Source organism: Erythrobacter rubeus (genome assembly GCF_014705715.1).
GTDB classification, from domain to species: Bacteria; Pseudomonadota; Alphaproteobacteria; order Sphingomonadales; family Sphingomonadaceae; genus Erythrobacter; species Erythrobacter rubeus.
On record NZ_JACXLC010000001.1, the window covers coordinates 716,617 to 740,703 of the forward strand.

General features: G+C 60.7%; 26 protein-coding genes. 19 read left to right on the plus strand and 7 right to left on the minus strand.

Going from position 1 to position 24,087, the window contains the following annotated elements; genetic code table 11:
- The first annotated feature begins 198 nt into the window (after positions 1-198).
- A complete protein-coding gene (locus tag IB285_RS03445) occupies positions 199-2,271 on the plus strand; it encodes a histidine kinase dimerization/phosphoacceptor domain -containing protein (RefSeq protein ID WP_190786859.1) in 2,073 nt (690 codons plus the stop codon).
- Between the two features lie 31 nt (positions 2,272-2,302).
- On the opposite strand, the gene IB285_RS03450 is transcribed toward IB285_RS03445, so the two are convergent.
- From IB285_RS03450 to IB285_RS03460, 3 genes are read right to left on the minus strand one after another with little or no spacing between them, the layout of a single operon-like run.
- Complete coding sequence (locus IB285_RS03450; RefSeq protein ID WP_190786860.1) at positions 2,303-2,935, minus strand: glutathione S-transferase family protein; 633 nt, start codon at positions 2,933-2,935, stop codon at positions 2,303-2,305.
- 14 nt (positions 2,936-2,949) lie between these two features.
- The gene (locus IB285_RS03455; protein ID WP_190786861.1) at positions 2,950-4,515 is read right to left on the minus strand and encodes a cryptochrome/photolyase family protein; all 1,566 of its coding nucleotides are present in this window, start codon (positions 4,513-4,515) and stop codon (positions 2,950-2,952) included.
- A 33-nt stretch (positions 4,516-4,548) separates the two neighbouring features.
- Positions 4,549-6,714, minus strand: coding sequence for a primosomal protein N' (locus IB285_RS03460; RefSeq protein ID WP_190786862.1), 2,166 nt, complete (start codon positions 6,712-6,714; stop codon positions 4,549-4,551).
- A gap of 51 nt (positions 6,715-6,765) precedes the next feature.
- Here IB285_RS03460 and IB285_RS03465 point away from each other — a divergent pair, with 51 nt between their 5' ends.
- Positions 6,766-7,455 carry a DUF4197 domain-containing protein gene (locus tag IB285_RS03465; protein ID WP_190786863.1) on the plus strand — a complete coding sequence of 230 codons (690 nt, stop codon included), beginning with the start codon at positions 6,766-6,768 and terminating at the stop codon, positions 7,453-7,455.
- Positions 7,456-7,461: 6 nt separating this feature from the next.
- On the opposite strand, the gene IB285_RS03470 is transcribed toward IB285_RS03465, so the two are convergent.
- Entirely contained in the window at positions 7,462-8,136 is a 675-nt protein-coding gene (locus tag IB285_RS03470) for a DUF2490 domain-containing protein (RefSeq protein WP_190786864.1), read from the minus strand.
- Positions 8,137-8,322: 186 nt separating this feature from the next.
- Here IB285_RS03470 and fsa point away from each other — a divergent pair, with 186 nt between their 5' ends.
- From fsa to IB285_RS03520, 10 genes are all read left to right on the plus strand, one after another.
- Positions 8,323-8,976: a fructose-6-phosphate aldolase gene (fsa, locus tag IB285_RS03475; protein ID WP_190786865.1), complete on the plus strand. Its 654-nt coding sequence runs from the start codon at positions 8,323-8,325 to the stop codon at positions 8,974-8,976.
- A gap of 101 nt (positions 8,977-9,077) precedes the next feature.
- Positions 9,078-10,916 carry a cobaltochelatase subunit CobT gene (gene cobT / locus IB285_RS03480; RefSeq protein ID WP_190786866.1) on the plus strand — a complete coding sequence of 613 codons (1,839 nt, stop codon included), beginning with the start codon at positions 9,078-9,080 and terminating at the stop codon, positions 10,914-10,916.
- Entirely contained in the window at positions 10,913-11,089 is a 177-nt protein-coding gene (locus IB285_RS03485) for a hypothetical protein (RefSeq protein ID WP_190786867.1), read from the plus strand. Before cobT ends, IB285_RS03485 begins: the two co-directional genes overlap by 4 nt.
- A gap of 6 nt (positions 11,090-11,095) precedes the next feature.
- Complete coding sequence (locus IB285_RS03490) at positions 11,096-11,266, plus strand: DUF2513 domain-containing protein (protein ID WP_190786868.1); 171 nt, start codon at positions 11,096-11,098, stop codon at positions 11,264-11,266.
- Positions 11,263-11,925, plus strand: coding sequence for a nitroreductase (locus tag IB285_RS03495; protein WP_190786869.1), 663 nt, complete (start codon positions 11,263-11,265; stop codon positions 11,923-11,925). Before IB285_RS03490 ends, IB285_RS03495 begins: the two co-directional genes overlap by 4 nt.
- A 31-nt stretch (positions 11,926-11,956) precedes the next feature.
- Positions 11,957-13,387 carry a cysteine--tRNA ligase gene (gene cysS / locus IB285_RS03500; protein ID WP_190786870.1) on the plus strand — a complete coding sequence of 477 codons (1,431 nt, stop codon included), beginning with the start codon at positions 11,957-11,959 and terminating at the stop codon, positions 13,385-13,387.
- 36 nt (positions 13,388-13,423) lie between these two features.
- Entirely contained in the window at positions 13,424-13,780 is a 357-nt protein-coding gene (locus IB285_RS03505; RefSeq protein ID WP_190786871.1) for a phosphopantetheine adenylyltransferase, read from the plus strand.
- A gap of 10 nt (positions 13,781-13,790) precedes the next feature.
- Entirely contained in the window at positions 13,791-14,729 is a 939-nt protein-coding gene (locus IB285_RS03510) for a D-2-hydroxyacid dehydrogenase (protein WP_190786872.1), read from the plus strand.
- A 164-nt stretch (positions 14,730-14,893) separates the two neighbouring features.
- Positions 14,894-16,582 carry an acetolactate synthase large subunit gene (locus tag IB285_RS03515; protein ID WP_190786873.1) on the plus strand — a complete coding sequence of 563 codons (1,689 nt, stop codon included), beginning with the start codon at positions 14,894-14,896 and terminating at the stop codon, positions 16,580-16,582.
- A gap of 25 nt (positions 16,583-16,607) precedes the next feature.
- A complete protein-coding gene (locus IB285_RS03520; protein WP_190786874.1) occupies positions 16,608-18,047 on the plus strand; it encodes an aldehyde dehydrogenase family protein in 1,440 nt (479 codons plus the stop codon).
- Positions 18,048-18,079: 32 nt separating this feature from the next.
- On the opposite strand, the gene IB285_RS03525 is transcribed toward IB285_RS03520, so the two are convergent.
- Both IB285_RS03525 and IB285_RS03530 read right to left on the minus strand, forming a co-directional pair.
- Positions 18,080-18,493, minus strand: coding sequence for a hypothetical protein (locus IB285_RS03525; protein WP_190786875.1), 414 nt, complete (start codon positions 18,491-18,493; stop codon positions 18,080-18,082).
- Positions 18,487-18,705: a hypothetical protein gene (locus tag IB285_RS03530; RefSeq protein ID WP_190786876.1), complete on the minus strand. Its 219-nt coding sequence runs from the start codon at positions 18,703-18,705 to the stop codon at positions 18,487-18,489. The genes IB285_RS03525 and IB285_RS03530 overlap by 7 nt, the downstream gene beginning before the upstream one ends.
- 140 nt (positions 18,706-18,845) lie before the next feature.
- Between IB285_RS03530 and IB285_RS03535 the strand changes: the two genes are divergently transcribed.
- Both IB285_RS03535 and IB285_RS03540 read left to right on the plus strand, forming a co-directional pair.
- Positions 18,846-19,505: a S24 family peptidase gene (locus tag IB285_RS03535; RefSeq protein ID WP_190786877.1), complete on the plus strand. Its 660-nt coding sequence runs from the start codon at positions 18,846-18,848 to the stop codon at positions 19,503-19,505.
- 143 nt (positions 19,506-19,648) lie between these two features.
- The gene (locus IB285_RS03540) at positions 19,649-20,290 is read left to right on the plus strand and encodes an MBL fold metallo-hydrolase (RefSeq protein ID WP_190788976.1); all 642 of its coding nucleotides are present in this window, start codon (positions 19,649-19,651) and stop codon (positions 20,288-20,290) included.
- Here IB285_RS03540 and IB285_RS03545 read toward each other — a convergent pair whose 3' ends face one another.
- Positions 20,291-20,686 carry an MAPEG family protein gene (locus IB285_RS03545; protein WP_190786878.1) on the minus strand — a complete coding sequence of 132 codons (396 nt, stop codon included), beginning with the start codon at positions 20,684-20,686 and terminating at the stop codon, positions 20,291-20,293.
- Positions 20,687-20,912: 226 nt separating this feature from the next.
- Here IB285_RS03545 and rpmF point away from each other — a divergent pair, with 226 nt between their 5' ends.
- The 5 genes from rpmF (at position 20,913) to IB285_RS03570 (ending at position 24,082) form a co-directional block, all read left to right on the plus strand.
- Entirely contained in the window at positions 20,913-21,092 is a 180-nt protein-coding gene (gene rpmF, locus IB285_RS03550) for a 50S ribosomal protein L32 (RefSeq protein WP_152435052.1), read from the plus strand.
- Between the two features lie 30 nt (positions 21,093-21,122).
- Positions 21,123-22,211, plus strand: a complete 1,089-nt coding sequence (plsX, locus tag IB285_RS03555) for a phosphate acyltransferase PlsX (RefSeq protein WP_190786879.1) — start codon at positions 21,123-21,125, stop codon at positions 22,209-22,211.
- A complete protein-coding gene (locus tag IB285_RS03560; protein ID WP_190786880.1) occupies positions 22,208-23,185 on the plus strand; it encodes a beta-ketoacyl-ACP synthase III in 978 nt (325 codons plus the stop codon). Before plsX ends, IB285_RS03560 begins: the two co-directional genes overlap by 4 nt.
- A gap of 124 nt (positions 23,186-23,309) precedes the next feature.
- Positions 23,310-23,612 carry an integration host factor subunit alpha gene (locus tag IB285_RS03565; protein WP_190786881.1) on the plus strand — a complete coding sequence of 101 codons (303 nt, stop codon included), beginning with the start codon at positions 23,310-23,312 and terminating at the stop codon, positions 23,610-23,612.
- A gap of 53 nt (positions 23,613-23,665) precedes the next feature.
- Entirely contained in the window at positions 23,666-24,082 is a 417-nt protein-coding gene (locus IB285_RS03570; RefSeq protein ID WP_190786882.1) for a MerR family transcriptional regulator, read from the plus strand.
- Positions 24,083-24,087: the final 5 nt, after the last annotated feature.

A 24,087-nucleotide genomic window follows, 5' to 3' on the forward strand; every position in this document is an offset into this window, starting at 1 on the left:
CCGTCATATTGCGCTCCTATTGTAACACTGTCCAATTGTAACAATCGACCTCCCGTGTTAATTGTATGCGCAAATTTATTGCGGACGTGAGGATGACGATTGTTCGGGGCTGACTGCGACCCCAGAAAAGCGCTGCTTCGCTGCCTCAATCTGCGCAGCGTGCGCGAACTCGCGTGTCTGCTTTCGCTATGCCTGGCCATGGCAGTGTTGGCACCACTGCCGGCAGCAGCGCAATCAGATGATCCGTGCGCCCAGATCGAGCGTTTGAACCCGTCGCAATTCCCCGAAATCGATGAGCTCGGCGAGCGCTGCGTCGAGGCTCTACCTCGCATGTCGCCATTCGCTCAGGATCGCCATATCGATTTCTACGTGAACAAGCTTCCGAGCTATATGGACGCTGATGAGGTTCCAGCGCTCGCGACCAAGCTTGCTCCGGTTGCGCACCGCAAGCTCACTTCACTCACAAAGACCGGCGAGGCTGTCAAAGGGCGGCTGGATATGGCCGAAGCCGATCGCTTGATCGAAGCCGCGAGCGCAGCAGACGACCTGACTTCGCTCTCGCATCTCTATTACGCCAAAGGCGTTCAGACGGCCCGCGACGCCGGACCGACCGAGGTGATGGAACGGCATTTTCGGGCATCCCTGCGATTTGCGAAAATGGGCAATGTCACCGCCGCTCTCCCAGCCATTTTCAATGCGCTCGCAGTCCGCGCGAAGCGCGATGGAGAGACCGATACCGCCGTGGAACTCTATCTGGAGGCACTGGCCGCTTATGAAGGGGCAGGTCGCTTCGACAAGACAGGTATGATTTTCACCAATATCGGGAACATCTTCGACAATATCGGAGGGTCGAAAGAAGCCATCCGTTTTCACAGTCGGGCGATCGAGAGCTACAAGGAATTCGTGCCTGATGACACGTATCGACTTGCGGGAGCTTACGGCAATCTCGGCAAAGCATACTATCACGACGAGCAGTATGATAAAGCCGTTGGCGCCTACGTCCGCGCGAAGGAGTACAACGACAAGGAGCCGACCGAATTCCTGATCGGTCACCTCGAGCTGGGTCACGCGGAGGCGCTTTATGAGTCTGGCCAAAAAGAGGCCGCGATTGCAATGGCGGAGCGCGCAATCCCGCTGATCCTAGAGACGCGGGACGAGTTCGAAGGGGCGAGCGGATTGCTATGGGTGGCCCAACACTATCTTGACGAGGATCAGACGGGCAAGGCGAAGGAAGCGCTCGACACGGCCCGCACTATTATCGAACCCGACAACGGCGGGGCAGAGGCGCTCACCGAACGACCGGGCGATATTGCGCTGAAACTGGGCTATGCGGATCTGACAGCTAGGCTGCTCACCCGCATGGGCCGGCCGGCTGAAGCCGCGCCTTACTTTCTTGCAGCAGCGCAGCTCAACGATGTCTTTTTCGAAGACGAGAAAATGAGAGCGATCGCGAACACGGAGTTGCTCTTCGACATCCGCGACCGCGATCGGCAGCTTGCGAGCCTCGAGCAAGAGGCCGAACTGTCGAGTTCCCGGCTGAAGCAGTCGCAGCTGGCGATCGGTTTGATGATCGCGCTGGCTTTGCTGGTTGGGACGGTCGCCTACGCCAGTTTCCGTTCCTACCGGATGCAAAAGGCCCTGGTAAAGACGCGCGATCTCTTCCTTCAGGAAATCCACCACCGGACCGGAAACAATTTCCAGATGATGGCAAGCTTGCTGCGGTCGGAGGAGAAAGGCGCTGCGCCTGCGCGTAGTAGTGATGCCGGAAACAGCAACAGCGCGAACCGGGTGCGCGCGATGGCGCTCGTGCATCAATATCTTTACAACAGGGAAGGCGATGCCTCGACCGAAGCTCAGCTCGACAAGTTCATCGTCGAGCTGCTGGACCTGCTAGAGGAGGGTATGGGCCAGGAAGGCATCGAGCTAAGGCACGACATTGCATCGCTCCCGGTGGATGTATCGATCGCGACCCCGCTTGCCCTCCTCGTATGCGAGTTGGTGACGAACGCCTATAAGCACGCCTTCCCCGAAGGAGAGGGCGTGATCGACGTGAGCATTACGAGCGTTGACGACGATCTGATGCTGAGCGTTTCGGATAATGGTTCCGGCTTCGATCACGAAATCGCGGCGGCGAAATCCGGTTCGCAAGGCATGCAGCTGATCGAAGATCTCGCGGACCAGGTCGGCGGTGAGATCGGTTTCAAATCCGGCAGCGATGGCACTGTCTGGACAGTCGAGAAGATCGACCGGCGCATCAAACTGGCTGCCTGACGCCGGAAATTTTCCTAGTCTGAACGCAGCCTCAGTCCAGCTTGGGCGGGAAGCCCGGTTCGCACTTTTCCATCGCCCGCTGGTACGCCTCCCGCGTGCCTATGCGCTGCAGGTAGGCTTTCAGGTTCGGCAGGTGGTCGATGGTCATGCCGTTGAAGGCGCGGCTGGTCGTCAGCTGGAACACCATCATGATGTCGGCGGTGGTCAGCTGCGATCCGCCGAAATAGTTCGCTTCGCCAAGGCGTCGCTCGATCTGCGACCAGGCATTCGTGATCCGTTTTGCGAGCGGTGGCGGCATTTCCGCTCCGACCGCACCAACGGCGATCTGCATCATGCCGTTGGTCATGAACGTCGCATTGGCGAAGTGGAACCAGTAGAGGTGATCGGCGAAGTCCGTGTGGTCGGGCCCGGGGACGAGATCGGTGTCGGGCGCGTATTTGCCGACGATATATTCGACGATCGCACCGCTTTCGCCGAGCTTCAGATCGCCATCTTCGATCACGGGCGCGATTTCCATCGGATGGATCGTTTTAAGCTCCGGCGGGGCAAGCCGCGTCTCGGGATCGCGATTGTAGAGCTTAAGCTCGTAATCGAGGCCGAGTTCCTCGCACAGCCAGACGATGCGTTCGGATTGCGAAATGCGCAGGTGGTGGACAGTCAGCATGTCTGGTTCTCCTCTTATTCGTTTCGCGCCCAGCTACTATCGGCAGGGGTCAGACTGTCGAGAAATTTCTGCGCCGTATCGAGGTAGTCCTGCTTCTTCTCGTCATCCATGCGGTCCCAGTTGGAATAAATGCGGCCGATACGGTGATTGCTCTCCAGCCGGTCACGGTGGCGGTCCATGAAATGCCAGTAGAGCGGGTTGAACGGACACGCGCCTTCGCCGGTTTTCTTGCTGACCGAATAGGTGCATTCCTTGCAGTAGTCGGACATCTTGTTGATGTAATTGCCGCTCGCCGCGTAGGGTTTTGTCGCGAGCTTGCCGCCATCGGCGTAGAGGATCATCGCGCTGACATTCGGCAGCTCCACCCACTGGTAGGCATCGGCATAAACCGCGAGATACCAGTCCTGCACATCGCGCGGATTGATCCCGGCGAGCAGGCAAAAATTGCCGAGCACCATTAGCCGCTGGATGTGATGCGCGTGCGCATCCTCGCGGGTTGAGCGGATACAGTCGGAAAGACATCGCATGTCGGTCTCACCGGTCCAGAAAAACTCCGGCAGGCCGCGCTGGGCATTTAGTTTGTTGTCGCTTTCGAGCCCCGGCATGTGGAGCCAGTAGAACCCGCGAATGTATTCGCGCCAGCCGATGATCTGGCGGATGAAACCCTCGACCGAATTGATCGGCGCTTTGCCGTCTTCGTAAGCTTGCTCGGCGCGCTTGCACAGATCGAGCGGGTCGAGCAGGCCGCAATTGATGCTGGTCGACAGCATCGAGTGGTACATGTCGTCCGACCCGTGGACCATCGCGTCCTGATAGGGCCCGAATTTCTCGATCCGCTGGGCAAAAAAGGCGCCGGCGGCCTTCTCTGCCTCGTCGCTCGTGACCGGCCAGCCGAACGGTTCGAGATCCCCGAAATGGTCCGCAAATTTCTCGCCGACGAGCTCGATCACCTCGTTCGTGATCTCGTCGGGTTCGAACTTCGGAACTGCGGGCGGATCCATGTTGTCTTTAGGAGGCTCGCGATTGTCCTTGTCGTAATTCCAGTCGCCGCCTTCGGGCTTTCCATCCTCGGTCATAAGCAGGCCTGTCTTGCGGCGCATCTCGCGGTAGAAATGCTCCATTGTCAGGTGCTTGCGGTCCTCGGCCCAATCCTTGAATTCGTCGTGCGAGCACAGGAAACGGTCATCGGGGAGGATCTCGACCTCGCACGCGAATTTGTCGGGCCATTCCTCGATGGCTTGCTGCACCCGCCATTCGCCCGCTTCAGTAATGTGCACGGCGCGGGGATCGTGCCGCTTGATGGCGCGCGCCACCTCGCCGGTGAAGCTGCCTGAATTGCCCTCGTCGGTAAGTTTCACATAATCGACCGTCCACCCGGCATCGCGCAATTCTTCCGCGAAATGGCGCATGGCCGAAAAGATCAGGACGATCTTCTGCTTGTGATGCTTGACATAGGTCGCCTCGTCCCAGACCTCCATCATCAGGATGACGGTATCGTCCTTCGTCCGGCCCCGCAGGCTGGGCAGGGTGCGGGTCAGCTGGTCGCCGAGGACGAGTACGAGAATGGGTTGGTCTGCCATGTCGCCACAATGATCGGCGAGGGGATTGGTGCCTCAGACGAAGCTGTAGGGATCGATATCCACCCCGACCCTTACGCCGGGCGCGAATGTGTGCGCGTCGATCCATTGCCTGAGGACATCCTGCAGGTTCGCACTGCGCCGCGCGTTCACGAGAAAGCGATAGCGGTATCGGCCGCGCAGAAGCGCCAATGGGGCGGGGGCCGGGCCGAGGATGTAGAGGTCATCGAGGTGCGGGCGCGTATCGCCCAGCCGCACGGCGGCTTCGCGCGCTTCTTTTTCGTCCTCCGAAGAAAGGATGATCGCGGCCCAGCGCCCGAATGGCGGTGCGCCCGCATCCCGGCGGGCCTCGGTTTCGGCGGCGTAGAAGGCGTCGCGGTCGCCGTTTGCGAGCGCGGCGATCACGGGAGCATCCGGATGGCGGGTCTGGATCAGCACTTCGCCCGGCTTCGCACCGCGGCCCGCGCGGCCGGCGACCTGCGCGACCTGCTGATAAGTGCGCTCGGCTGCGCGCAGGTCTCCCCCTTCAAGCCCGAGATCGGCATCGACCACGCCGACAAGCGTCAGTTCGGGAAAGTGAAATCCCTTGGTCACAAGCTGCGTGCCGACGATGACGTCGATCGCTTTCGCTTCCGCTTGCGCGATGAATTCCGCCGCGCGTTCCGGATTGCCAAGCGTGTCCGAAGTGGCGACAGCGACGCGCGCTTCGGGAAACAGCTCGGCGACTTCATCCGCGATACGTTCGACTCCGGGGCCGCACGCGACCAGGCAATCGCCTTCGCCGCATTCGGGGCAGGTATCGGGCGGCGCGGTTTCTAGCCCGCAATGATGGCAGGCGAGCCGCGCGGAGAGGCGGTGTTCAACCAGCCAGGCGCTGCAATTGGGGCATTGGAACCTGTGCCCGCAATTGCGGCAAAGGGTTAGCGGCGCATAGCCGCGGCGGTTAAGGAACAGCAGCGATTGCTCGCCGCGCGACAGCCGCTCTTCCAGCGCGTGGATGACCGGGGCCGACAGCCAGCGGCCGCTCGCGGGCTTTTCCTCGGTGAGGTTGACCAGCTTGATCTCAGGCAACTGAGCACCGCCGAAACGGCTGGGCAGTTCGAGCAGCTTGTATGTGCCGGTCTGCGCCATGTGGAGGCTCTCGAGCGCGGGGGTCGCGCTTGCCAGGACGACCGGAATGTCCTCGAACCGGGCCCGCATCACGGACACGTCGCGGGCGTTGTAGCGCACGCCGTCATCCTGCTTGAAGCTGACCTCGTGCGCTTCGTCGACCACGATCAGGCCGAGTTTGGCATAGGGCAGGAACAGCGCCGAGCGCGCACCGACGATTACCTGCGCGGACCCTTCGCTGATCGCCCGCCATGCGCGCCGCCGCTCGGTCGATTTGAGCGAAGAATGCCACAACACCGGCGGCGTGCCAAAGCGCTGCTCGAAACGGACGAGGAAGTTTTCGGTGAGCGCAATCTCGGGAAGCAGGACAAGCACCTGCCGTCCCAACCGGATCGCTTCGGCCACGGGTTCGAAATAGGTTTCCGTCTTGCCCGATCCGGTCACGCCGTCGAGCAGGACAGGCGTAAATTTTTTGGCCTCCACCGCCTTCACCAGCGTCTTGGCCACATTCAGCTGTTCTCCCGACAAAGCTGGCTGATGGAAGTCGGGATCGGCTGGCGGGTAGGGGCGGTCGATGGCGACTTGCACCGGTTCGATCACGCCCTGGTTCACCAGACCGCGCAGCACACCTTCGGATACGCCCGCGATGCCAGCCAGCTCGCGGATCGTGCCCTGTTCCCCGTCGAGCGCTTCGATCGCAGCCTTGCGCTGTGGTGTTATGCGTTCGGGCGTGCCGCCGCTCAGCCGGTATTCGGTCATGGTGGTCGGCCCGCCCAGCGCTCCTCCGCTCGAGAGCACCATGCGGGCAACGCTGGCGAGCGCCGCGCAGTAATAATCGGCGGTCCACTCGATGAGCCTTCTGAGCGGTTCGGCAAGCGGCGGTACGGACACCACCTCGCGGATCGGGCGCAGCTTGCTTGCGGGCACTTCGCTGCCCGGCAGGCGCCCCTCGTCCCACACGATCCCTGTTACCGTGCGCGGGCCGAGTGGGGCGATCACGACGCTGCCCGGCTCCACACGAGCACCGTTGGGCACGCTGTAATCGAGCGGGCCGAGCGCGGCGTTCAAAACAAGGAGTCGGATACGGTTCATCGGAACCCAACCATATGGAGAGCCATTGCCTGATCATACAAGGAGGCACGCATGGATATTAACGAAACTCTCGCGCGGCGGTCGGTTATACGAAGTGGGCTGGGCGTAGCAGCCGTGCTGGCCCTGCCTGCGTGCTCGACTGTGCCCGGTTTCAGCATGCAGGAGGTGATCCGGCGCATGCTCCTGTTGTCGAGCGAGCGCGCTTTTGCCCGGCTGACCGCGCCCGATGGGTATTGGGACCAACAAGTCACGCAGCTTGGTCTTGGCAACCTGCTCGGCACGCGCGGCGACGTGCTTTCGCGCATCCTCACTTCCGCGCTTTTCAAGAGCCGATTGGAAGATGCCTTTGCCGATATCGCGATCGAAGGGTCGTATCGGGCTGCGCCGATCGTGACCGACGCAGTGCGCGCGATCGGGTTTGCCAATGCGGTCGCCCTGGTGCGCGGCGGACCGACCGCCGCGACGCAGGCGCTGCGCGGCGAGCTTGGCGGGCGGCTAATCGATGCGCTCATCCCCGAACTCGGCGATGCGATCCGGATCGCGTCCGATCCGCTTGTCGGGCAATTGATCGACGCCGCGGCAGGCACCAATGTTAGCGGCATCGCCCAGCGGCTGGCCGGCAATATCGACGATGCAATCTGGAACGAGATCGGCGTCGAGGAAGCCGCGATCCGCGCAAACCCCGAAGAAACCGGCGATCCGCTGTTGATCGGAGTGTTTGGCGCTGATGCTGTGATTTAGCGCCGATCAGAAACGGGCAAAGACAGCCAGATTGACGATATGATCGACGCGGTCTTCTCCGTCCCGGACGACGTATTGGTTTAGGTAACCGGGCGTGAACGAGAGCTCTCGGGTCAAGGGAAAGGACACGCCCGCAAAATTGCGCCAATTCGCAACGCCCTCGCGATTGAAGGGCACATCGTTCAAACCGATAAAGGGCTCGGTGTAGAGCACGATGCTGTTGCGCTCAGTAATCGGCGCGATGAATTGCACGAGATTTCGGTACCGCCAACCGGTCGAACCACTTTCCTCGTAGAACCGCTGCTCCAACCTATTGCGGGATGTGAGCCTGATGCCGTTGCCATTGTCGAATAGCGTAACATTCAACTCCTGGTAAATTCGGTGCTCGTTGACTTCGACCGGGCCAACCGGATCCGTCAGGATGTAGGCGTAGCCCCCGCCAACATTGACCGCATCGCTGATGCGATAGCCGACGAACGATCGCAAAAGCAGCTGTCCCAGCCGGTCCGCATCGTCGGTAAAACGCTCCTGCGCTTCGAAACGGGCATACCAGTCTTTGTCTTCGTCGAGATTGAAGAAGATGAACTGGGCGGTCCATACGTTAAAGTCCTCTTCGGTCGCAGCTGCAGGCGCGGCCCACAGAGTGCCGAACACTGCGCAGATGATAGCCAATATCCGCATCGTTTTTTGTCCCTCGTCCTGCGCCGAAAACCGCTGATACGGCGACATTATAGCAATAACCTGCCTGCATCGGGCCGGTTCCCGCGCAAAAAAGGGGGCGGTCGCACGCTGGTCTCTGGCCTCTCTCAAGTGGGTATGCCATCCCCGCCATCAACGAATCGCACGCACGCCAAGGAGCAGAGCGCCATGAAATTCTTCGTCGACACCGCTGAAATTGACGACATCAAGGAACTGGCCGCGACCGGCCTGCTGGACGGGGTGACGACCAACCCTTCGCTGATTGCGAAATCGGGCCGTGACTTCATGGAAGTGACAAAGGAAATTTGCGGCCTAGTCGATGGGCCGGTCAGCGCCGAGGTTGTCGCGCTCGACCACGACACGATGATGAAAGAGGCCGAAGTTCTGCGCAAGATCGCGGATAATGTCTGCATCAAGGTGCCGCTGACGGTCGACGGGCTGAAGACGTGCAAGGCACTGACCGAAGACGGCACGATGGTGAATGTGACCCTGTGCTTCTCCGCCAATCAGGCCCTGCTTGCGGCGAAGGCAGGCGCGACCTTCATCTCCCCATTCGTTGGCCGGCACGATGACAACGGCTTCGACGGAATGGACCTGATCGAAGACATCCGCCTGATTTACGACAATTACGGTTTCGAAACCGAAATCCTCGTCGCCAGCGTGCGCCATGTGACGCATGTCCTCGAAAGCGCGAAGATCGGCGCCGATGTGATGACCGCTCCGCCAAAGGTCATCCACGGCCTGTTCAAGCACGTCCTTACCGACAAGGGGATCGAAGGCTTCCTCGCCGACTGGGAAAAGACGGGACAGAGCATTCTCTGAGCCCGATGTGATCTCCTGCGAACGCAGGAGTCCAGCTGTATATTTCGTAATTCCAGGTTCCTGCTTCCGCAGGAACTCATGAGTTGCTAACGAAAACGCAAATGGCCGAAGAATCCCCTCTCGATAAGTTCAAGCACGCCCTGACCGGAGCGGCCCGCGCCATCGCGAAGGATTCGGAGGTTGAGGTTGCGTGGAGTGCGGATGTGCCCGGGGCTTCGGGAAACCGGTTCCGCGTTCCCTTGCCGGCGCGTGAGCTGCCCGGCGAGCAGGTGACCGAGGCGCGCGGTTTTGCCGACAGTTTCGCGCTTAAGCTGCGTCATCACAACGCAGGTCTGCACGCGACGGGCGCTCCGCCCGAGCCGGTCGCGCGCGCATGCTACGACGCGATCGAGCAGGTCAGATATGAGGCGCTGGGCGCGAACCGGTTTGGAGGGATCAAGTCCAACCTCGATGCAGCGACCGAGCTTCGCACTGCGGGCGATGACATTGTCCGCGCTCAAAACTCCAGCGAAGTCCCGCTCCAGACCGCGCTTTCGCTGATGCTGCGCGAGCAGCTGACCGGCGACCCCATTCCCGAACGCGCAAAGGCGGGCGTCGGGCTCGTGCGCGAGTTCATCGAAGACAAGGTCGGCAAGGATTTCGATGCCTTGTCCCAGCAGCTCGCGGACCAGGAAGCGTTTCAGCAGCTTACGCTCGACATGCTGCGCGAGCTCGATCTGACGCGCCCGACCGACGCGCCCGAAGACACCGACAATGATGACGGCGAAGACGAAGACGGCGCGGATGACGAGCAGACCGGTGACGACCAGGACGAAGGCGACGCCGACCCGCAGAGCGCCGAAATGGCCGGCGAAATGGCCGAAGGCGACGGCGAGGGCGATGCGGATAGCGATATGTCCGCCGAGGACGAGATCGAGGAGGGCGAGCCCGGCGAGGACGGCGACGCCTCCAACGCGCCGGTCCGGCCCAATCGTCCGCAGGCCGACATTCCCGATGGCCTCGATTACAAGGCTTTCACCGACCGTTTCGACGAGGAAGTCGAAGCGCCCGAACTTTGCGATGCCGAGGAACTAGACCGGCTGCGCGCCTATCTCGACAGCCAGCTGACCGGCTTGCAAGGGGTCGTCACCCGACTCGCCAACCGGCTCCAGCGCCGATTGATGGCGCAGCAGAACCGCAGCTGGGATTTCGATCAGGAAGAGGGCGTGCTCGATGCCGCGCGGCTTTCCCGCGTGATCGTATCGCCGGGCACGGCGCTCACCTACAAGGTCGAGCGGGACATCGATTTCAAGGATACGATCGTCACGCTGCTGATCGACAATTCAGGCTCGATGCGCGGTCGGCCCATCTCGATTGCCGCGATCAGCGCCGATATCCTTGCCCGCACATTGGAGCGCTGCGGCGTCAAGACCGAAATCCTCGGCTTCACCACCCGCGCATGGAAGGGCGGGCAGGCGCGCGAGGCTTGGCTCGCCGATGGGAAACCGCAGAACCCCGGTCGCCTCAACGATTTGCGCCACATCATCTACAAGCAGGCCGATGAGCCATGGCGCCGCGCGCGCCGCAATCTCGGCCTGATGATGCGCGAGGGGCTGCTGAAGGAGAACATTGATGGCGAAGCGCTGCTCTGGGCGCATTCGCGGCTCGTCTACCGCCCCGAAGAACGCCGCATCCTGATGGTGATTTCCGACGGTGCCCCTGTCGATGACAGCACGCTGAGCGTGAACAGCGCTGGCTATCTCGAAGCGCATCTGCGCGGTGTGATCGACTGGATCGAAAACGTCTCGCCCGTACAACTTGTCGCCATCGGCATCGGCCACGACGTGACGCGCTATTACAGACGCGCGGTGACGATCATGGACGTCGAACAATTGGGCGGCACCATCATGGAGCAGCTTGCCGAGTTGTTCGAGGATGAGAAAGGGCCGAGGCGGCGGTGAAGCGTGATATGGACTTCATTCGCGAGATGCTGCTTTGGATGGAAGAGCGTGATGATCGCATCTTTTACCAACTTCAGGGATTTCCGGGGTTGGATGCTAATGAAGAGAAAATCTTCGGTCATCTCGCCTTGTTAATCTCTGCAGGGTTTGTCGATAAACCCAAAGAGCACTGATACCAGATGACCTGGGAGGGGCACGAGTTTCTCGATAAAGTCCGTGATCCAGAAATTTGGAGAAAAACCAAAAAAGGAGCTTCAGAATTGAATTCTTGGGGCGTGAAGTTGATTGGGGAAATGGCAACTGGGTACATTCGTGCCAAGGCGACAGAATTAGGAATTCCACTAGCATGAACGTAACCGAAGCCGTCGCCACCCGCCGCTCCGTGCGGGAATTTCTCGACAAGCCGGTCGATCTCGAAACCCTCCGCCGCGTCATGGACAAGGCGCGCTGGGCGGCCTCGGGCTGCAATTATCAGCCGTGGGAAGCGACCGTCCTGACCGGAGAGCCTCTGAAAGAGCTTCAGGCCAAGATCACAACCACTCCGCCGCAGGAGGCCGAATACGATTGGAGCGCGCCGGGCACCGAGGACGCGTATAAGCAGCGGCTGAACAAGGTTTCGAAAGAGATGTTCGGTTCCATGGGCATTGCGCGCGACGATGGCGAAGGGCGCATGAAAGCGATGATGCGCAACGCGACCAGTTTCGATGCGCCTGCGGTGATGTTCGTCTATTTCCCGCGCCTGATGAAGGAGGCGCAGTGGTCGGACACCGGCATGTGGCTGCAGACGGTGGCGCTACTATTACGCGAGGAAGGGCTCGACAGCTGCTTTCAGGAATACATGGCGCTTTACGCCGACGTGATCCGCGAGCATCTCGGCCTCGACAAGGAGCGCTACATGTTCTTCTGCGGGATGGCGATTGGCTACCGCGACCCGGACGCTCCGCTCAATAATTTCGAACGCGAGCGCGTGCCGCTCGATGAGCATGTGAAGTTCCTCGGTTGGGATTGACGTTACCGACCGACATGGCAAAGCGCGCAGCATGACCGACGCGCCTCTCAAGCTGTTCAATTCGCTCACCCGCGAACTCGAAGCCTTCCAGCCGATCCATGAAGGCGAGGCGCGCGTCTACACGTGCGGGCCGACGGTCTACAATTACCAGCATATCGGAAATATGCGCGCCTACATCTTTGCCGACACGCTGGGGCGGACGCTCAGCCACAAGGGGCTGAAACTCTCCCATGTCATCAACATCACCGATGTCGGGCATCTCACCTCGGATGCCGATGCAGGCGATGACAAGATGGAGAAGGCTGCGGCGGCGCAGGGCAAAAGCGCGTGGGACATCGCGCGCTATTATCAGGAAGTGTTCGAGGCCGATCTGGACCGGCTGAACGTGCGCAAACCCGCTCATCCGCGCGCCACCGATTATGTGACGAGCATGATCGAATGGGGCAAGCAGATGGAGGAGAAGCACTGCTACGAACTTGAGAGCGGGCTCTATTTCGACGTCTCGACCGTGCCCGACTATGGCCGGCTTGCGCGCGCAGTTACGGAGGATGGAGAGGGCCGCATCGACGAGGTCGAGGGCAAGCGCAACGCGGCCGACTTCGCGATCTGGCGCAAGACGCCGCCGGGTGAGACGCGGCAGATGGAATGGGACAGCCCGTGGGGGAAGGGCGCGCCCGGCTGGCACCTGGAATGCAGCGTGATGAGCGCCGAACTGCTCGGCCATCCGTTCGATATCCACACCGGCGGCATCGACCACCGCGAGATCCATCACCCTAACGAGATCGCCCAGAACCAGGCGCACAATTGCTCGTCCGACAGCGCGGCGCGCATCTGGATGCACAACAACTTCCTGATCGACCGGCGCGGCAAGATGTCGAAATCGACGGGCGAATTTCTCGTCCTGCAAACGCTGGTCGATCGCGGATACCACCCGCTCGCCTATCGGATGATGTGCCTGCAGGCGCATTACCGCAGCGAGCTCGAATTCAGCTGGGAGGGGCTCGAAGCGGCGCTTGTGCGGCTCAAGCGGATGGTTATCCTCGCCGAACGCTTGCAAGATGCGTTGCCCCAGCCGGAGGCCGAGCACCCTAAGTTTGCGCCTGCGCTGGAAAAGTTCGAAACCGCGATTGCCGACGATTTGAACACGCCCATTGCGCTTACAGCGCTCGAAGATGCTCTCTCGATCAAAAAGGTCGATGCGGGCATCAAGCGCGCAGTGGTCGAGGCCATGGACGAAGTGCTCGGCCTGGAGTTGTTTAGCCTCACCCGCGCCGACCTCAGGCTTCGGCCAAAGACCGCGGAAATCTCCGAGGGAGAGATCGAAGAGGCGCTTACCCGGCGAAAGACTGCGCGGGCCGAAAAGGACTTCGCGAAATCCGACGCGATCCGTGATGAATTGGCGGCGAAGGGTGTCGAAGTGATGGATGGCGATCCACTCGGTTGGGAATGGAAGCTCGGATAGGCTTGCGCATGGCGTAGCGCATGCTACAAAGGTTTCATGTTGCAACCTATGTTCTGGCTCGTCCTCGCTGCCATCCATGCGATACCAGCGCTCGCCCTGTTTCGTCCTGCCACACTAACGACGCTGTACGGTGTCGCTGCCGACAGTCCCCTGTTCCTCCTCATGCAGCATCGCGCGGCGCTTTTCCTCGCAGTCTTTGCTGCATGCGTCTGGGCGGCCTTCATCCCCGAAGGCCGCAAGCTTGCGGTGATCGTCGTTGGGATCAGCATGCTCAGCTTCCTGTCTTTGTACTGGACTGCGGGCAGTCCTGCTCCGCTCAGGCGGATTGCGATGGTCGATCTTGCCGGCTTGCCTGTTCTGGCCGGGGTAGCGTGGCTGGCATTCCGGCCCTAGAACCCGGGCCATGACGACTCTCGCTATCTCCGGTCTTATTCGGCCGCTGCTCGAACCGCGCCTGCCAGATGATCTCGATGTCCGCTGGTTCCTGACAAAGGAAGAGGCTCTGGATGTCGTCCCCGATGCCGAGATCGGCTGGTTCGACATGAACGATCAGGAGGCGATGGCCGAGACGCTGCATGCCGCGACCAGTCTCAAATGGCTCAATTCGATCTATGCCGGGCTCGATTTTCTGCCGATGGACGTCCTGATCGAGCGCGGCATCACCGTCACAAACGGCGCCGGCATCAACGCGATCACCATCGCCGAGTATGTCGTGATGGGGATGCTCAACATCGCCAAGGGCTATCGCCAAGTCGTGCGCGCACAGGACCGCCGCGAATGGCTCACTGACAGCCCCGGCAAGCGCGAGCTCGCCGGATCGAAGGCGCTGCTGCTCGGGTACGGGGCGATTGGCAAGCTTATCAAGCCGCGCCTCGAAAGCTTCGATGTCGATGTCACGGTCGTGCGCAGATCTGGCGGTGAAGGTGTGCTGACCCCCGATGAATGGCGCGGCGAGCTCGGCGACTTCGACTGGATCATCCTCGCAGTGCCAGCGACGCGGGAAACCGATGGGATGATCGGTGCGGACGAGCTGTCGCAAATGAAGTCCGACGCGGTGATTGTGAACATCGCTCGCGGTGCCGTCATCGATCAGCCTGCTCTGGTCAGCGCACTTGAGAAGAAACAGATCGGCGGCGCGTTTCTCGACGTCACCACGCCGGAGCCTCTGCCTGAAGACCATCCGCTCTGGTCGCTCGATAACGCGCATATCACCATGCACCTGTCGGGGCGCGCGCAGGACAAGATGTTCATTCGCAGCGCCGAACGATTTCTCGACAACCTGGAAAGGTACAGGCGCGGAGAAGCGGTCTCCCCCATTTTCGATCCGGCGCGCGGATATTGAGGGCGTCTCGGGCGTTTCTGGAACAGCCGGGCAAATCACGCCCGGGTTGGTCTGACGAAAGCTTTTCGATCGATCTGTAACGGCGACCCCGTTTCGGGCGAACCTGACATCAGCGCTGCACGCTCCGCAACTCTGGCTAGCGGAGCAATAGGAGGAAACCGAAGATGACCGATACCCGCACCACACCGAAAAAGGCCTCCGACCTCTTTGTCGAATGTCTTGAATCCGAAGGAGTCGAATATGTCTTTGGTGTGCCGGGTGAGGAAAACCTCGATCTGCTCGAAAGTCTGTCCGACAGCTCGATCAAACTGGTTCTGACGCGCCATGAGCAGGGGGCCGGCTTTATGGCTGCCACCTATGGCCGCCATACCGGCAAGACCGGCGTTTTCATGGCCACTCTGGGACCCGGCGCGACCAATATGGTCACCGCGGTTGCCTATTCGCAGCTCGGCGGAATGCCGACTCTCGCGATCACCGGGCAAAAGCCGATCAAGCATTCGAAGCAGGGCCGCTTTCAAATTCTCGATGTGGTGGACATGATGCAGCCCATTACCAAATTCGCGCATCAGCTCCATTCCGGCGACAACATTCCCAGCCGCGTGCGCGAAGCGTTTCGCTTGGCGGAGGAGGAAAAGCCCGGCGCGACGCATCTCGAATTGCCGGAGGATATCGCGGCAGAAGAATCCACCGCCCGCCCGATCCCGGCAAGCGTGGCGCGCCGCCCCTCCGCAGAGCCCAAGGCCGTGCGTCAGGCTGTCGAGGCGATCGAAGCGGCCAAATCGCCGGTGCTGGTGATCGCGGCCGGCGCCAATCGCCGGATGACCAGCAACATGCTGAATGAATTTGTCGAGAAGACCGGCATTCCTTTCGTGACCACGCAGATGGGCAAGGGTGTGCTCGACGAACGCCATCCGCTGTTCCTGGGGTGCGCGGCGCTGTCTTCCGGTGATTTCTGCCACCGGGCGATCGAGGACGCGGATCTTGTCATCAATGTCGGGCATGATGTCATCGAAAAGCCGCCCTTTTTCATGACCGATGCTTTCGAAGGCGACGCGCGCGGCAAGACTTCGAAAGTGATCCACATCTCGAACAACACCGCAGAGGTAGATCCGGTCTACTTCCCGCAGATCGAAGTGATCGGAGATATCGCCAACGCGATCTGGCAGATCAAGGAAGCGGTGACCCCGCAGGATGCGTGGGATTTCAAACGGCTGCTTTGCTACCGCGATGCCGAAATCAAGCATTCCGATCCGCTGGAATCGGACGACCGTTTCCCGATCTTTCCGCCCCACCTTGTACGCCAGATCCGGCAGACGATGCCCGATGACGGGATCATCTGCCTGGATAATGGCGTCTACAAGATCTGGTTCGCGCGCAATTACACCGCGCATCTCCCCAACACCGTGCTGCTCGACAACGCACTGGCGACAATGGGCGCAGGCCTTCCTAGCGCCATGATGAGCGCGATGCTTTATCCTGAGCGCAGGGTGATGGCGATTTGCGGCGATGGCGGGTTCATGATGAATAGCCAGGAGATGGAAACCGCTGTGCGGCTCGGCCTGAACCTCACCGTGCTGATCCTTCGCGATGACGCCTACGGCATGATCCGCTGGAAACAGGCCAATATGGGTTTCGACGATTACGGCCTGACATTCGGCAATCCCGATTTCGTGAAATATGCCGAAAGCTACGGCGCTCACGGCCACCGGATCACCAGCAGCGAGCACCTTGCCGATGTCCTTGCGAAGACGGGCGAGGCAAAAGGTGTTCACCTGATCGATTGCCCGGTCGATTATTCCGAAAACGATCGGATACTCAACCACGATATCAAGAAACTGAGTGCAAAGCTTTGAGATTGATAGGGAAAGGAGAACGATAATGTCGATGCTGAAAGACACCTACCCGCTCTATCTCAACAACAAGGCGCAGCAGCCCAACACCGATCTGGAGGTAACGGACAAGTTTACAGGCGAAGTTGCGTTCCGCGTGGCGCTTGCCGATCCGGAGACCATCGACAAGGCGATCGTGGGCGCGGTCGCCGCGGCAGAGCCGATGGCGAAGCTCGCATCCTACGAAAAGCAGGACGTGCTGATGCACTGCGTCAACAGCTTCAAGGAGCGTTTCGACGAGCTCGCCTATGCCCTGTGCGTTGAGGCAGGCAAGCCGATCAAGGACAGCGAGGGCGAAGTCACCCGGCTCATCGATACGTTCCGGATCGCTGCCGAAGAGGCAGTGCGCAATTACGGTGAGATCATGCCGCTCGATATCTCCGAGCGTGCAAAGGGCTATTCCTCCATGTGGAAGCGATACCCGATCGGGCCGTGCAGCTTCATTTCGCCGTTCAATTTCCCGCTCAACCTCGCCGCGCACAAAATCGCGCCTGCGCTTGCTGTGGGCTGTCCGTTCATCATCAAGCCGGCTTCTAAGACCCCGCTCGGCACAATCATCATCGGCGAAATCCTTGCCGAGTGCGATATCCTTCCCGAAGGAGCGTTTTCGGTTCTTCCGGCAAGCCGCGATGGAGCGGACCTCTTTACCGAGGACGAGAGGCTGAAACTGCTCTCCTTCACCGGCTCGCCCGCCGTCGGCTGGGCGCTCAAGGCGAAGGCTGGCAAGAAAAAGGTCGTTCTGGAACTCGGCGGCAACGCAGCGGTGATCATCGATCACGATACCGACCTCGACGACGCATTGGAGCGTGTGGTATTCGGCGCGTTCTACCAGTCCGGCCAATCCTGTATCGGCGTCCAGCGGATCATCATCCACGAAGACGTCTATGACCGGTTCAAAGAAATGCTGGTCGCAAAGACCAAGACGCTGATCGCGGGTGACCCCAAGGATCGCGACACCTTTGTCGGTCCGATGATTTCCGAAGGGGAAGCTACTCGGCTCAAGGGCTGGATCGATGAAGCGGTCGAAGGCGGTGCGACACTGTTGACGGGCGGCGACCTTTCGAATGGCAACATGCTGGAGGCCACTCTGCTCGAAAATGTCGATAAGGACGCAAGGGCGATGAATGACGAGGCTTTCGGCCCGCTCGCCATCTTGCAGAAATTCTCCGATTTCGATGCCGCGCTGGATGAGGTGAACCGGAGCGAATTCGGGCTTCAGGCCGGGATATTCACCCGCGATCTGTTCAAGATGTACGATGCCTGGGACAAGCTTGAAGTTGGCGGGATCGTCATCAATGATGTCCCCAGCTACCGCGTCGACAACATGCCCTATGGCGGGGTGAAGGATTCCGGGCTGGGCCGCGAAGGTATCCGGTTCGCCATGGAGGACATGAGCGAAATCCGGAACCTTGTCGTGCGGCGAACCTGATAGCGAGGGCGGTCCGCCGAAATAGCGGGCCGTCAACTCTCCTCGAGCAAGAGCAGCACCGCCGTCACCACCATGCGTTCATCATCGCTGCCAAAGCGGTGATCGACTTCGCGCACCGTCGCTTCGGCGACCAATTGGCCGGGGATTCTGAATTCGTGATCGGGCAGGGCTGCAATGAAGTCCTCCCCCGCCGCCACCGCAGTCCTGCCATCGAAATCGAGCATGATTTCGTGACGCGTGCCGGAAAACGTGATCGAAGCCCACGCTTTCTCCTCGTGCGAGAGCAGGCTGGCTCGTCCCTCTGCGAGCGTGAGCAGAGCTTCGCGTACGCGATCTGCTGTGGTCCGGCGCGGACGGTAGCGCCGGGCCCGCAGCGTGGGGGAGGGAGCGGCGTCCGCGGATTTTGTTTCCAGATCGGCGGGGATGGCAATTGCTTCGATCAGCATGAGACAAGCTCCTTCGTTTCGGTGGCGTTGGCGGTGGCAGCGTTTTCGTAAGCGTTCATCCAGCGCAAAGTGCGCTCTTCGGTGGCGGCGCGGGGGATGCGCCCCATGCGCAGGTCCAGCACGAACCGCGGATCGTGCGCGGCGAGCCTGCCGAATTTGGTGGCGGGCATGTCGTGGGTTCGCAGGAATTTTTCGACTTTGCGGATCACCATTGGGTTCCCCGTGATGGCATTGGACGAACAGGCGATTCGGTTTCTGTTCCTCAAATGTTCCAACGCAAATCCTACTTGTCTAGGAAAAAACCTATGCTATAGGAAAAATGAAGGGGTCGGACGCAGCGAAAGGCGTGGAAATGGCCGAACTGGAAATGTCACCGGAGCGCAGAAGGCTGCTCGAATTGTCGCGTGAGCGCGATGTAAGCCTCAGCAAACTCTCCGAAATGCTGGGGCGTAATGCTGCCTATCTTCAACAGTTCATAAAGCGCGGAACGCCCAGGAAGCTCGAAGAGAGCGACCGGCGAAAACTGGCGCAGTTCTTTGGCGTGTCCGAGTCGGAATTGGGCGCTCCCAAGGAAAATTCCTACAGTGAGGCTGGTGCCGGTAAATTGCCGGATTACGCGAGCGTCCCGCGGCTCGATATCGGCGCCTCGGCGGGGCCGGGCGCGCTGCCTGTGACCGAAACCGAATTCGACGTCTTGCGGTTCTCGCGCCGCTGGCTGGCGGAGCAGGGCCTCGAAGGCGCGCAGCTATCGCTGATCCGGGTCGAAGGCGATTCGATGGAGCCGGTGCTCAACGACAAGGACGAGATCTTGGTCGATCGCACACCGCGCCCGTTCCGCGATGGCATCCATGTCGTGCGGCTGGGCGATGCGCTGATGGTTAAGCGCGTGGCGAGTGCCGGAGGAGGGCGGCTGTCACTCCTCAGCCAGAATCTCGCCTATCCGCCGGTCACAGTCGAGGCGGAAGACGTCGAAATCATCGGCAGGGTCGTCTGGAAGGGCGGGCGCATGTGACGCGGCGCGGGAGCTCAGCGTAAGTCGCAGGTTCTATGGACAGGTCGTCCCATTTTGAGCTTTCCTGCGGTGCAAAGCTTCTTGCCGAGCCGAGGGCGAGTGGCCACATAGCGCGCATGACAGAACAAAAACCCACCCCGCCGATGAAAGCAGCGATCATCCCGGTCACCCCGCTGCAGCAGAACTGCTCGCTCATCTGGTGCACGAAGACGATGAAAGCGGCGCTAGTCGATCCTGGGGGTGATCTCGACCTGCTAAAGGAAGGCGTGGCCAAGGCCGGCGTGACGCTGGAGAAAATCCTCATCACCCACGGCCATCTCGACCATTGCGGACAAGCCGGAATGCTTGCCGATGAACTCGGCCTGCCGATCGAGGGGCCGCACGAAGACGATCGTTTCTGGATCGACCAGCTGGACTCGGACGGCGCGCGCTTCGGGATGACGGCCGCCAGTTTCGAACCGACGCGCTGGCTGGAGCATGGCGATACGGTGAAGGTCGGCGAACTGACCCTCGATGTGATTCACTGCCCAGGGCACACGCCCGGCCATGTCGTTTTCTTCCATGAGCCGAGCCGCTTCGCGATCGTGGGCGATGTGCTGTTCCAGGGAAGCATCGGGCGCACCGATTTTCCGCGCGGCAATCACCAGGACCTGATCGACGCGATCACGCAGCGCCTGTGGCCGCTGGGCGAAGACGTTATGTTCATTCCCGGCCACGGCCCGACCAGCACGTTTGGCCGGGAGCGCAAGACCAACGCCTTCGTCAGCGATCAGGCGTTGTCCTGATCAGAGAATGCGCGCTGCGATCAGTGCTGCGGCGAGAGCCAGTCCGAGCTGTATGAGCAAGGTTGCGATCGTTCCCACGACGCGGCCCCATTGCATGTTCCCGCCGTCCATCCCGAAGGCGTGCAGCACGCGACCGAGGAAATACAAGGCTGCGACATAGGCCAGCCACGGCTCGCCGCGCCCCGAAAGCTCGATCGCCGCGATCAGGATCACGACGAATGCAGTGTTTTCGACATAGTTCAATTGCGCGCGCATCCGCCGCTGGAGCGACTGGTTGCCGCCATCGCCCACGCTAATGCTCAGCGCGCGCCGGATCGCGCCCACGCGTATGGAAAGCCAGATGTTGAGAATGGCCGCCGCAGCCGCCGCTGTCAGCGTCACAGGAAGCAATGCCATGAATGTAATCCCCTCAAGAAGTGTCGCTTGCACTGCTACGGTGCTGCCACTCGGCTTGCAACGCGCGAATTTTTCGCTATAGCGCGCGGCTTCCCGCCAGCTTTCGGCAAGGACGCTCGCCAGCCTTATGCGCTTGTGCGAAGGGTGACCTTGCCTTACAGGCGGCTCCAAGACGTAACGTCATTCGTTCTGAACACACGTATTTATTTGAGGAAATGGTGCCGCCATGGCTGTTCCAAAGAGAAAAGTATCCCCGCATCGCCGTGGCAATCGCCGCGCGCACGATTCGCTGAAAGTCGAAGCGCATCACGAATGCAGCAATTGCGGAGAGCTGAAGCGTCCGCACAACCTTTGCCCGCATTGCGGATATTATAACGGGCGTGAGGTCGTCGCAGTCGGCCTTTAAGGCCGGCAGGCGATGGTATCGGAGACTGATATGAGCCTACCGCGTATCGCTGTGGATGCGATGGGCGGTGATGAAGGCGTGCGCGTCATGGTCGAAGGCGCGGCGCTCGCTCGGCGTTCTCACGACAAGTTCAAGTTTTTGCTGGTGGGTGACCAAGCGCGGATCGAAGCCGCGCTTGAAGATCATCCCAACATGCGCGGCGCGTCCGAAATCCTGCACTGCGATGACGTGATCAGCGGCGACGAACAGCCGACTCGCGCGATCCGCCGGGCAAAGACCACATCCATGGGCCTCGCCGTGAACGCGGTGAAGGAAGGCGCAGCTGGCGCGGCGGTGAGCGCTGGCAACACCGGTGCGCTGATGGCCATTAGCAAGATTGCTCTGCGCACGATGCCGGGGATCGACCGGCCAGCACTCGCCGCACTGATGCCCACGCTCGAGCCGCACGACGTGGTGATGCTCGACCTCGGCGCCAATACCGAGGCGGACGCGCGCAACCTGCTGCAGTTCGCGGTGATGGGCGCCGCGTATTCCCGGATCGTGAACGGTTTCGAAAAGCCGGTCGTGCGCCTGCTCAATATCGGCACCGAAGAGATCAAGGGCACCGATGCCCTGCGCGATGCGGCTGCGCACCTCACGGCGGCAAGCGCCAAGAACGAAGGCGGCCTCGCCTTGCAGTTTGACGGTTTCGTCGAATCCGACAAGATCAATCGCGGTGAAACCCATGTCGTCGTAACCGATGGTTTCTCCGGCAACATCGCGCTGAAGGCGATCGAGGGCTCGGCTCGCTTCGTGACCGACCTGCTGAAACAGGCCTTCACCAGCTCGCTGCGCTCCAAGATCGGCTTCCTGGTCTCGCGCCCGGCGACGGAATTGCTCCGGCATCATCTCGACCCGAACAACCATAACGGCGCGGTATTTCTTGGACTGAACGGCGTCGTCGTGAAGAGCCATGGTAGCGCAAATGCCAAGGGTGTTGCGCACGCTGTCACGGTTGCGGCGCGCTTGCTGGAAGACAAACTGACCGAGCGGATCGCCCACGATCTTAATGAGCTGGGCGCGGCGGCTCTGAAGGAAAACGGCAACGGAACCGCTCCCGGCAGCGAGGCCCTGGCGTGACAGGCGCGCGCTTGCTCGGATCCGGATCGGCCTTGCCGAAACGGGTGGTGACCAACGCGGAGCTCGCAGAAAAGATCGACACCAGCGATGAATGGATCGTCGAGCGAACCGGCATTAGGCAACGCTACATTGCAGGCGATGGTGAGACGACGTCCTCGCTCGCGATCGAGGCCGCGCGCGCAGCCATCGTCGATGCCGGGATCGATGCGGAGAGCATCGATCTGATCGTGCTTGCGACAGCGACGCCTGACAACACCTTTCCCGCCACCGCCACGAAAGTTCAGGATGCGCTCGGCTGCAATGGCTGCACCGCGTTCGATGTAGCCGCGGTGTGCTCCGGCTTTCTCTACGCGCTCGCGACAGCCGATTCGCTGCTCAGGACCGGGATGGGCAAGCGCGCTCTTGTCATCGGCGCAGAGACATTCAGCCGCATTCTCGATTGGGAAGACCGCACCACCTGTGTCCTGTTCGGCGATGGCGCGGGAGCGGTCGTGCTGGAGGCGGCGGAGGGCGACATTTCCTCCGATCCTGCGAAGCCCGGGATCATATCGAGCCGCCTGCACGCCGATGGTGCGCAGCACGATCTGCTCTATGTCGATGGCGGTCCGTCGACCACTCAAACGGTCGGCCACCTGCGGATGAAGGGACGCGAGGTGTTCCGCCACGCGGTCGTCAATCTGTCCAGTGTTCTCCACGAAGTGCTTGGAGACGCAGGCATTTCTGCTGACGACATCGATTGGATCGTGCCGCATCAGGCCAATGCCCGCATCCTTGATGCAACCGCCCGGAAACTGGGTATCCCGCCGGAGAAGGTGGTGGTGACCGTTGATCGGCACGCGAACACTTCCGCTGCATCGGTGCCTTTGGCGTTCGACACGGCGCGCCGCGATGGCCGGATCAAGCCAGGCGATCTCGTCATGTTCGAGGCGATGGGCGGCGGTTTCACCTGGGGCGCTACCCTGATGCGCATTTAGCCAGAGCGGCTAAGATTTGTGCAAAAGATGGCGATTGCACGTCTTGCAAGTTGCGATTTTGCGCAAAAATCGTTACGCTTCATACGCTTCGTGCAGGGTCGCACCTGGGAAGGGAGAATAGCGTATGATGCGTTCAGTAGGGACTTTGACCCGAGCTGATCTGGCAGAAACCATAAATCGTAAACTGGGTTTTAGCCGCGCAGAATCGCTCGATATGGTGGAATCGATTCTCGACAAGATGTCTGACTCGCTCGCCAAGGGTGAGAATGTGAAGATATCCGGGTTTGGCAGCTTCGTGCTGCGAGACAAGAATGAACGGATTGGGCGGAACCCCAAAACCGGGATCGAAGTTCCGATTACGCCGCGCCGAGTGATGACATTTCGGGCAAGCCAGCTGCTTAAAGAGCGGATTGCGAAAGGCGAGTGAGCCTGCCGGTCAGGATCGACCTTATCCGCCCCATCCGGGAGTGAGCGTGATTTATGGCTGATTTTGACGACGGAAAAGAGGACGGAGCGCTCCGCACCATTGGTGAGGTCAGCGAAGCGCTCGATATCAAGCCGCATGTCCTGCGATACTGGGAACAGCAGTTTTCACTGCTCAAACCGCTGAAACGCAGCGGCGGACGCCGCTATTATCGCGAAGAAGATGTCGAGATGATCGAGACCATCAACCGTCTCGTGAATGAAGAGGGCTACACGCTGAAAGGCGCCGAATCCGTGCTTCGATCCTCGGGCAGCGGCGATGCGGACAGGCGCGCGGGCGATCGCAGGTCCGGCGCGGATGGCGCGGGCGAGGCGCAGGCCGGGGGACAGGCATCGGGCGCTGCAGACGTAGGGGCGGCAGTCCTTGCGCTCAAATCGATCAGGGGTCGCTTGGTCAAAGCTCTCGAAAGCTAGCAAGC

What these genes read in the sequence shown, in the direction of transcription:
- IB285_RS03570 (WP_190786882.1), top strand. Translation starts at nt 23,666, where the DNA reads ATGGCTGATTTTGACGACGGAAAAGAGGACGGAGCGCTCCGCACCATT.
- IB285_RS03460 (WP_190786862.1), bottom strand. Translation starts at nt 6,714, where the DNA reads ATGAACCGTATCCGACTCCTTGTTTTGAACGCCGCGCTCGGCCCGCTC.
- plsX (WP_190786879.1), top strand. Translation starts at nt 21,123, where the DNA reads ATGAGCCTACCGCGTATCGCTGTGGATGCGATGGGCGGTGATGAAGGC.
- fsa (WP_190786865.1), top strand. Translation starts at nt 8,323, where the DNA reads ATGAAATTCTTCGTCGACACCGCTGAAATTGACGACATCAAGGAACTG.
- IB285_RS03450 (WP_190786860.1), bottom strand. Translation starts at nt 2,935, where the DNA reads ATGCTGACTGTCCACCACCTGCGCATTTCGCAATCCGAACGCATCGTC.
- IB285_RS03455 (WP_190786861.1), bottom strand. Translation starts at nt 4,515, where the DNA reads ATGGCAGACCAACCCATTCTCGTACTCGTCCTCGGCGACCAGCTGACC.
- IB285_RS03510 (WP_190786872.1), top strand. Translation starts at nt 13,791, where the DNA reads ATGACGACTCTCGCTATCTCCGGTCTTATTCGGCCGCTGCTCGAACCG.
- IB285_RS03520 (WP_190786874.1), top strand. Translation starts at nt 16,608, where the DNA reads ATGTCGATGCTGAAAGACACCTACCCGCTCTATCTCAACAACAAGGCG.
- IB285_RS03490 (WP_190786868.1), top strand. Translation starts at nt 11,096, where the DNA reads ATGACCTGGGAGGGGCACGAGTTTCTCGATAAAGTCCGTGATCCAGAA.
- IB285_RS03565 (WP_190786881.1), top strand. Translation starts at nt 23,310, where the DNA reads ATGATGCGTTCAGTAGGGACTTTGACCCGAGCTGATCTGGCAGAAACC.
- IB285_RS03545 (WP_190786878.1), bottom strand. Translation starts at nt 20,686, where the DNA reads ATGGCATTGCTTCCTGTGACGCTGACAGCGGCGGCTGCGGCGGCCATT.
- IB285_RS03535 (WP_190786877.1), top strand. Translation starts at nt 18,846, where the DNA reads ATGGCCGAACTGGAAATGTCACCGGAGCGCAGAAGGCTGCTCGAATTG.
- IB285_RS03530 (WP_190786876.1), bottom strand. Translation starts at nt 18,705, where the DNA reads ATGGTGATCCGCAAAGTCGAAAAATTCCTGCGAACCCACGACATGCCC.
- rpmF (WP_152435052.1), top strand. Translation starts at nt 20,913, where the DNA reads ATGGCTGTTCCAAAGAGAAAAGTATCCCCGCATCGCCGTGGCAATCGC.
- IB285_RS03465 (WP_190786863.1), top strand. Translation starts at nt 6,766, where the DNA reads ATGGATATTAACGAAACTCTCGCGCGGCGGTCGGTTATACGAAGTGGG.
- IB285_RS03495 (WP_190786869.1), top strand. Translation starts at nt 11,263, where the DNA reads ATGAACGTAACCGAAGCCGTCGCCACCCGCCGCTCCGTGCGGGAATTT.
- IB285_RS03515 (WP_190786873.1), top strand. Translation starts at nt 14,894, where the DNA reads ATGACCGATACCCGCACCACACCGAAAAAGGCCTCCGACCTCTTTGTC.
- IB285_RS03540 (WP_190788976.1), top strand. Translation starts at nt 19,649, where the DNA reads ATGAAAGCAGCGATCATCCCGGTCACCCCGCTGCAGCAGAACTGCTCG.
- cysS (WP_190786870.1), top strand. Translation starts at nt 11,957, where the DNA reads ATGACCGACGCGCCTCTCAAGCTGTTCAATTCGCTCACCCGCGAACTC.
- IB285_RS03470 (WP_190786864.1), bottom strand. Translation starts at nt 8,136, where the DNA reads ATGCGGATATTGGCTATCATCTGCGCAGTGTTCGGCACTCTGTGGGCC.
- IB285_RS03525 (WP_190786875.1), bottom strand. Translation starts at nt 18,493, where the DNA reads ATGCTGATCGAAGCAATTGCCATCCCCGCCGATCTGGAAACAAAATCC.
- cobT (WP_190786866.1), top strand. Translation starts at nt 9,078, where the DNA reads ATGGCCGAAGAATCCCCTCTCGATAAGTTCAAGCACGCCCTGACCGGA.
- IB285_RS03445 (WP_190786859.1), top strand. Translation starts at nt 199, where the DNA reads ATGGCAGTGTTGGCACCACTGCCGGCAGCAGCGCAATCAGATGATCCG.
- IB285_RS03505 (WP_190786871.1), top strand. Translation starts at nt 13,424, where the DNA reads ATGTTGCAACCTATGTTCTGGCTCGTCCTCGCTGCCATCCATGCGATA.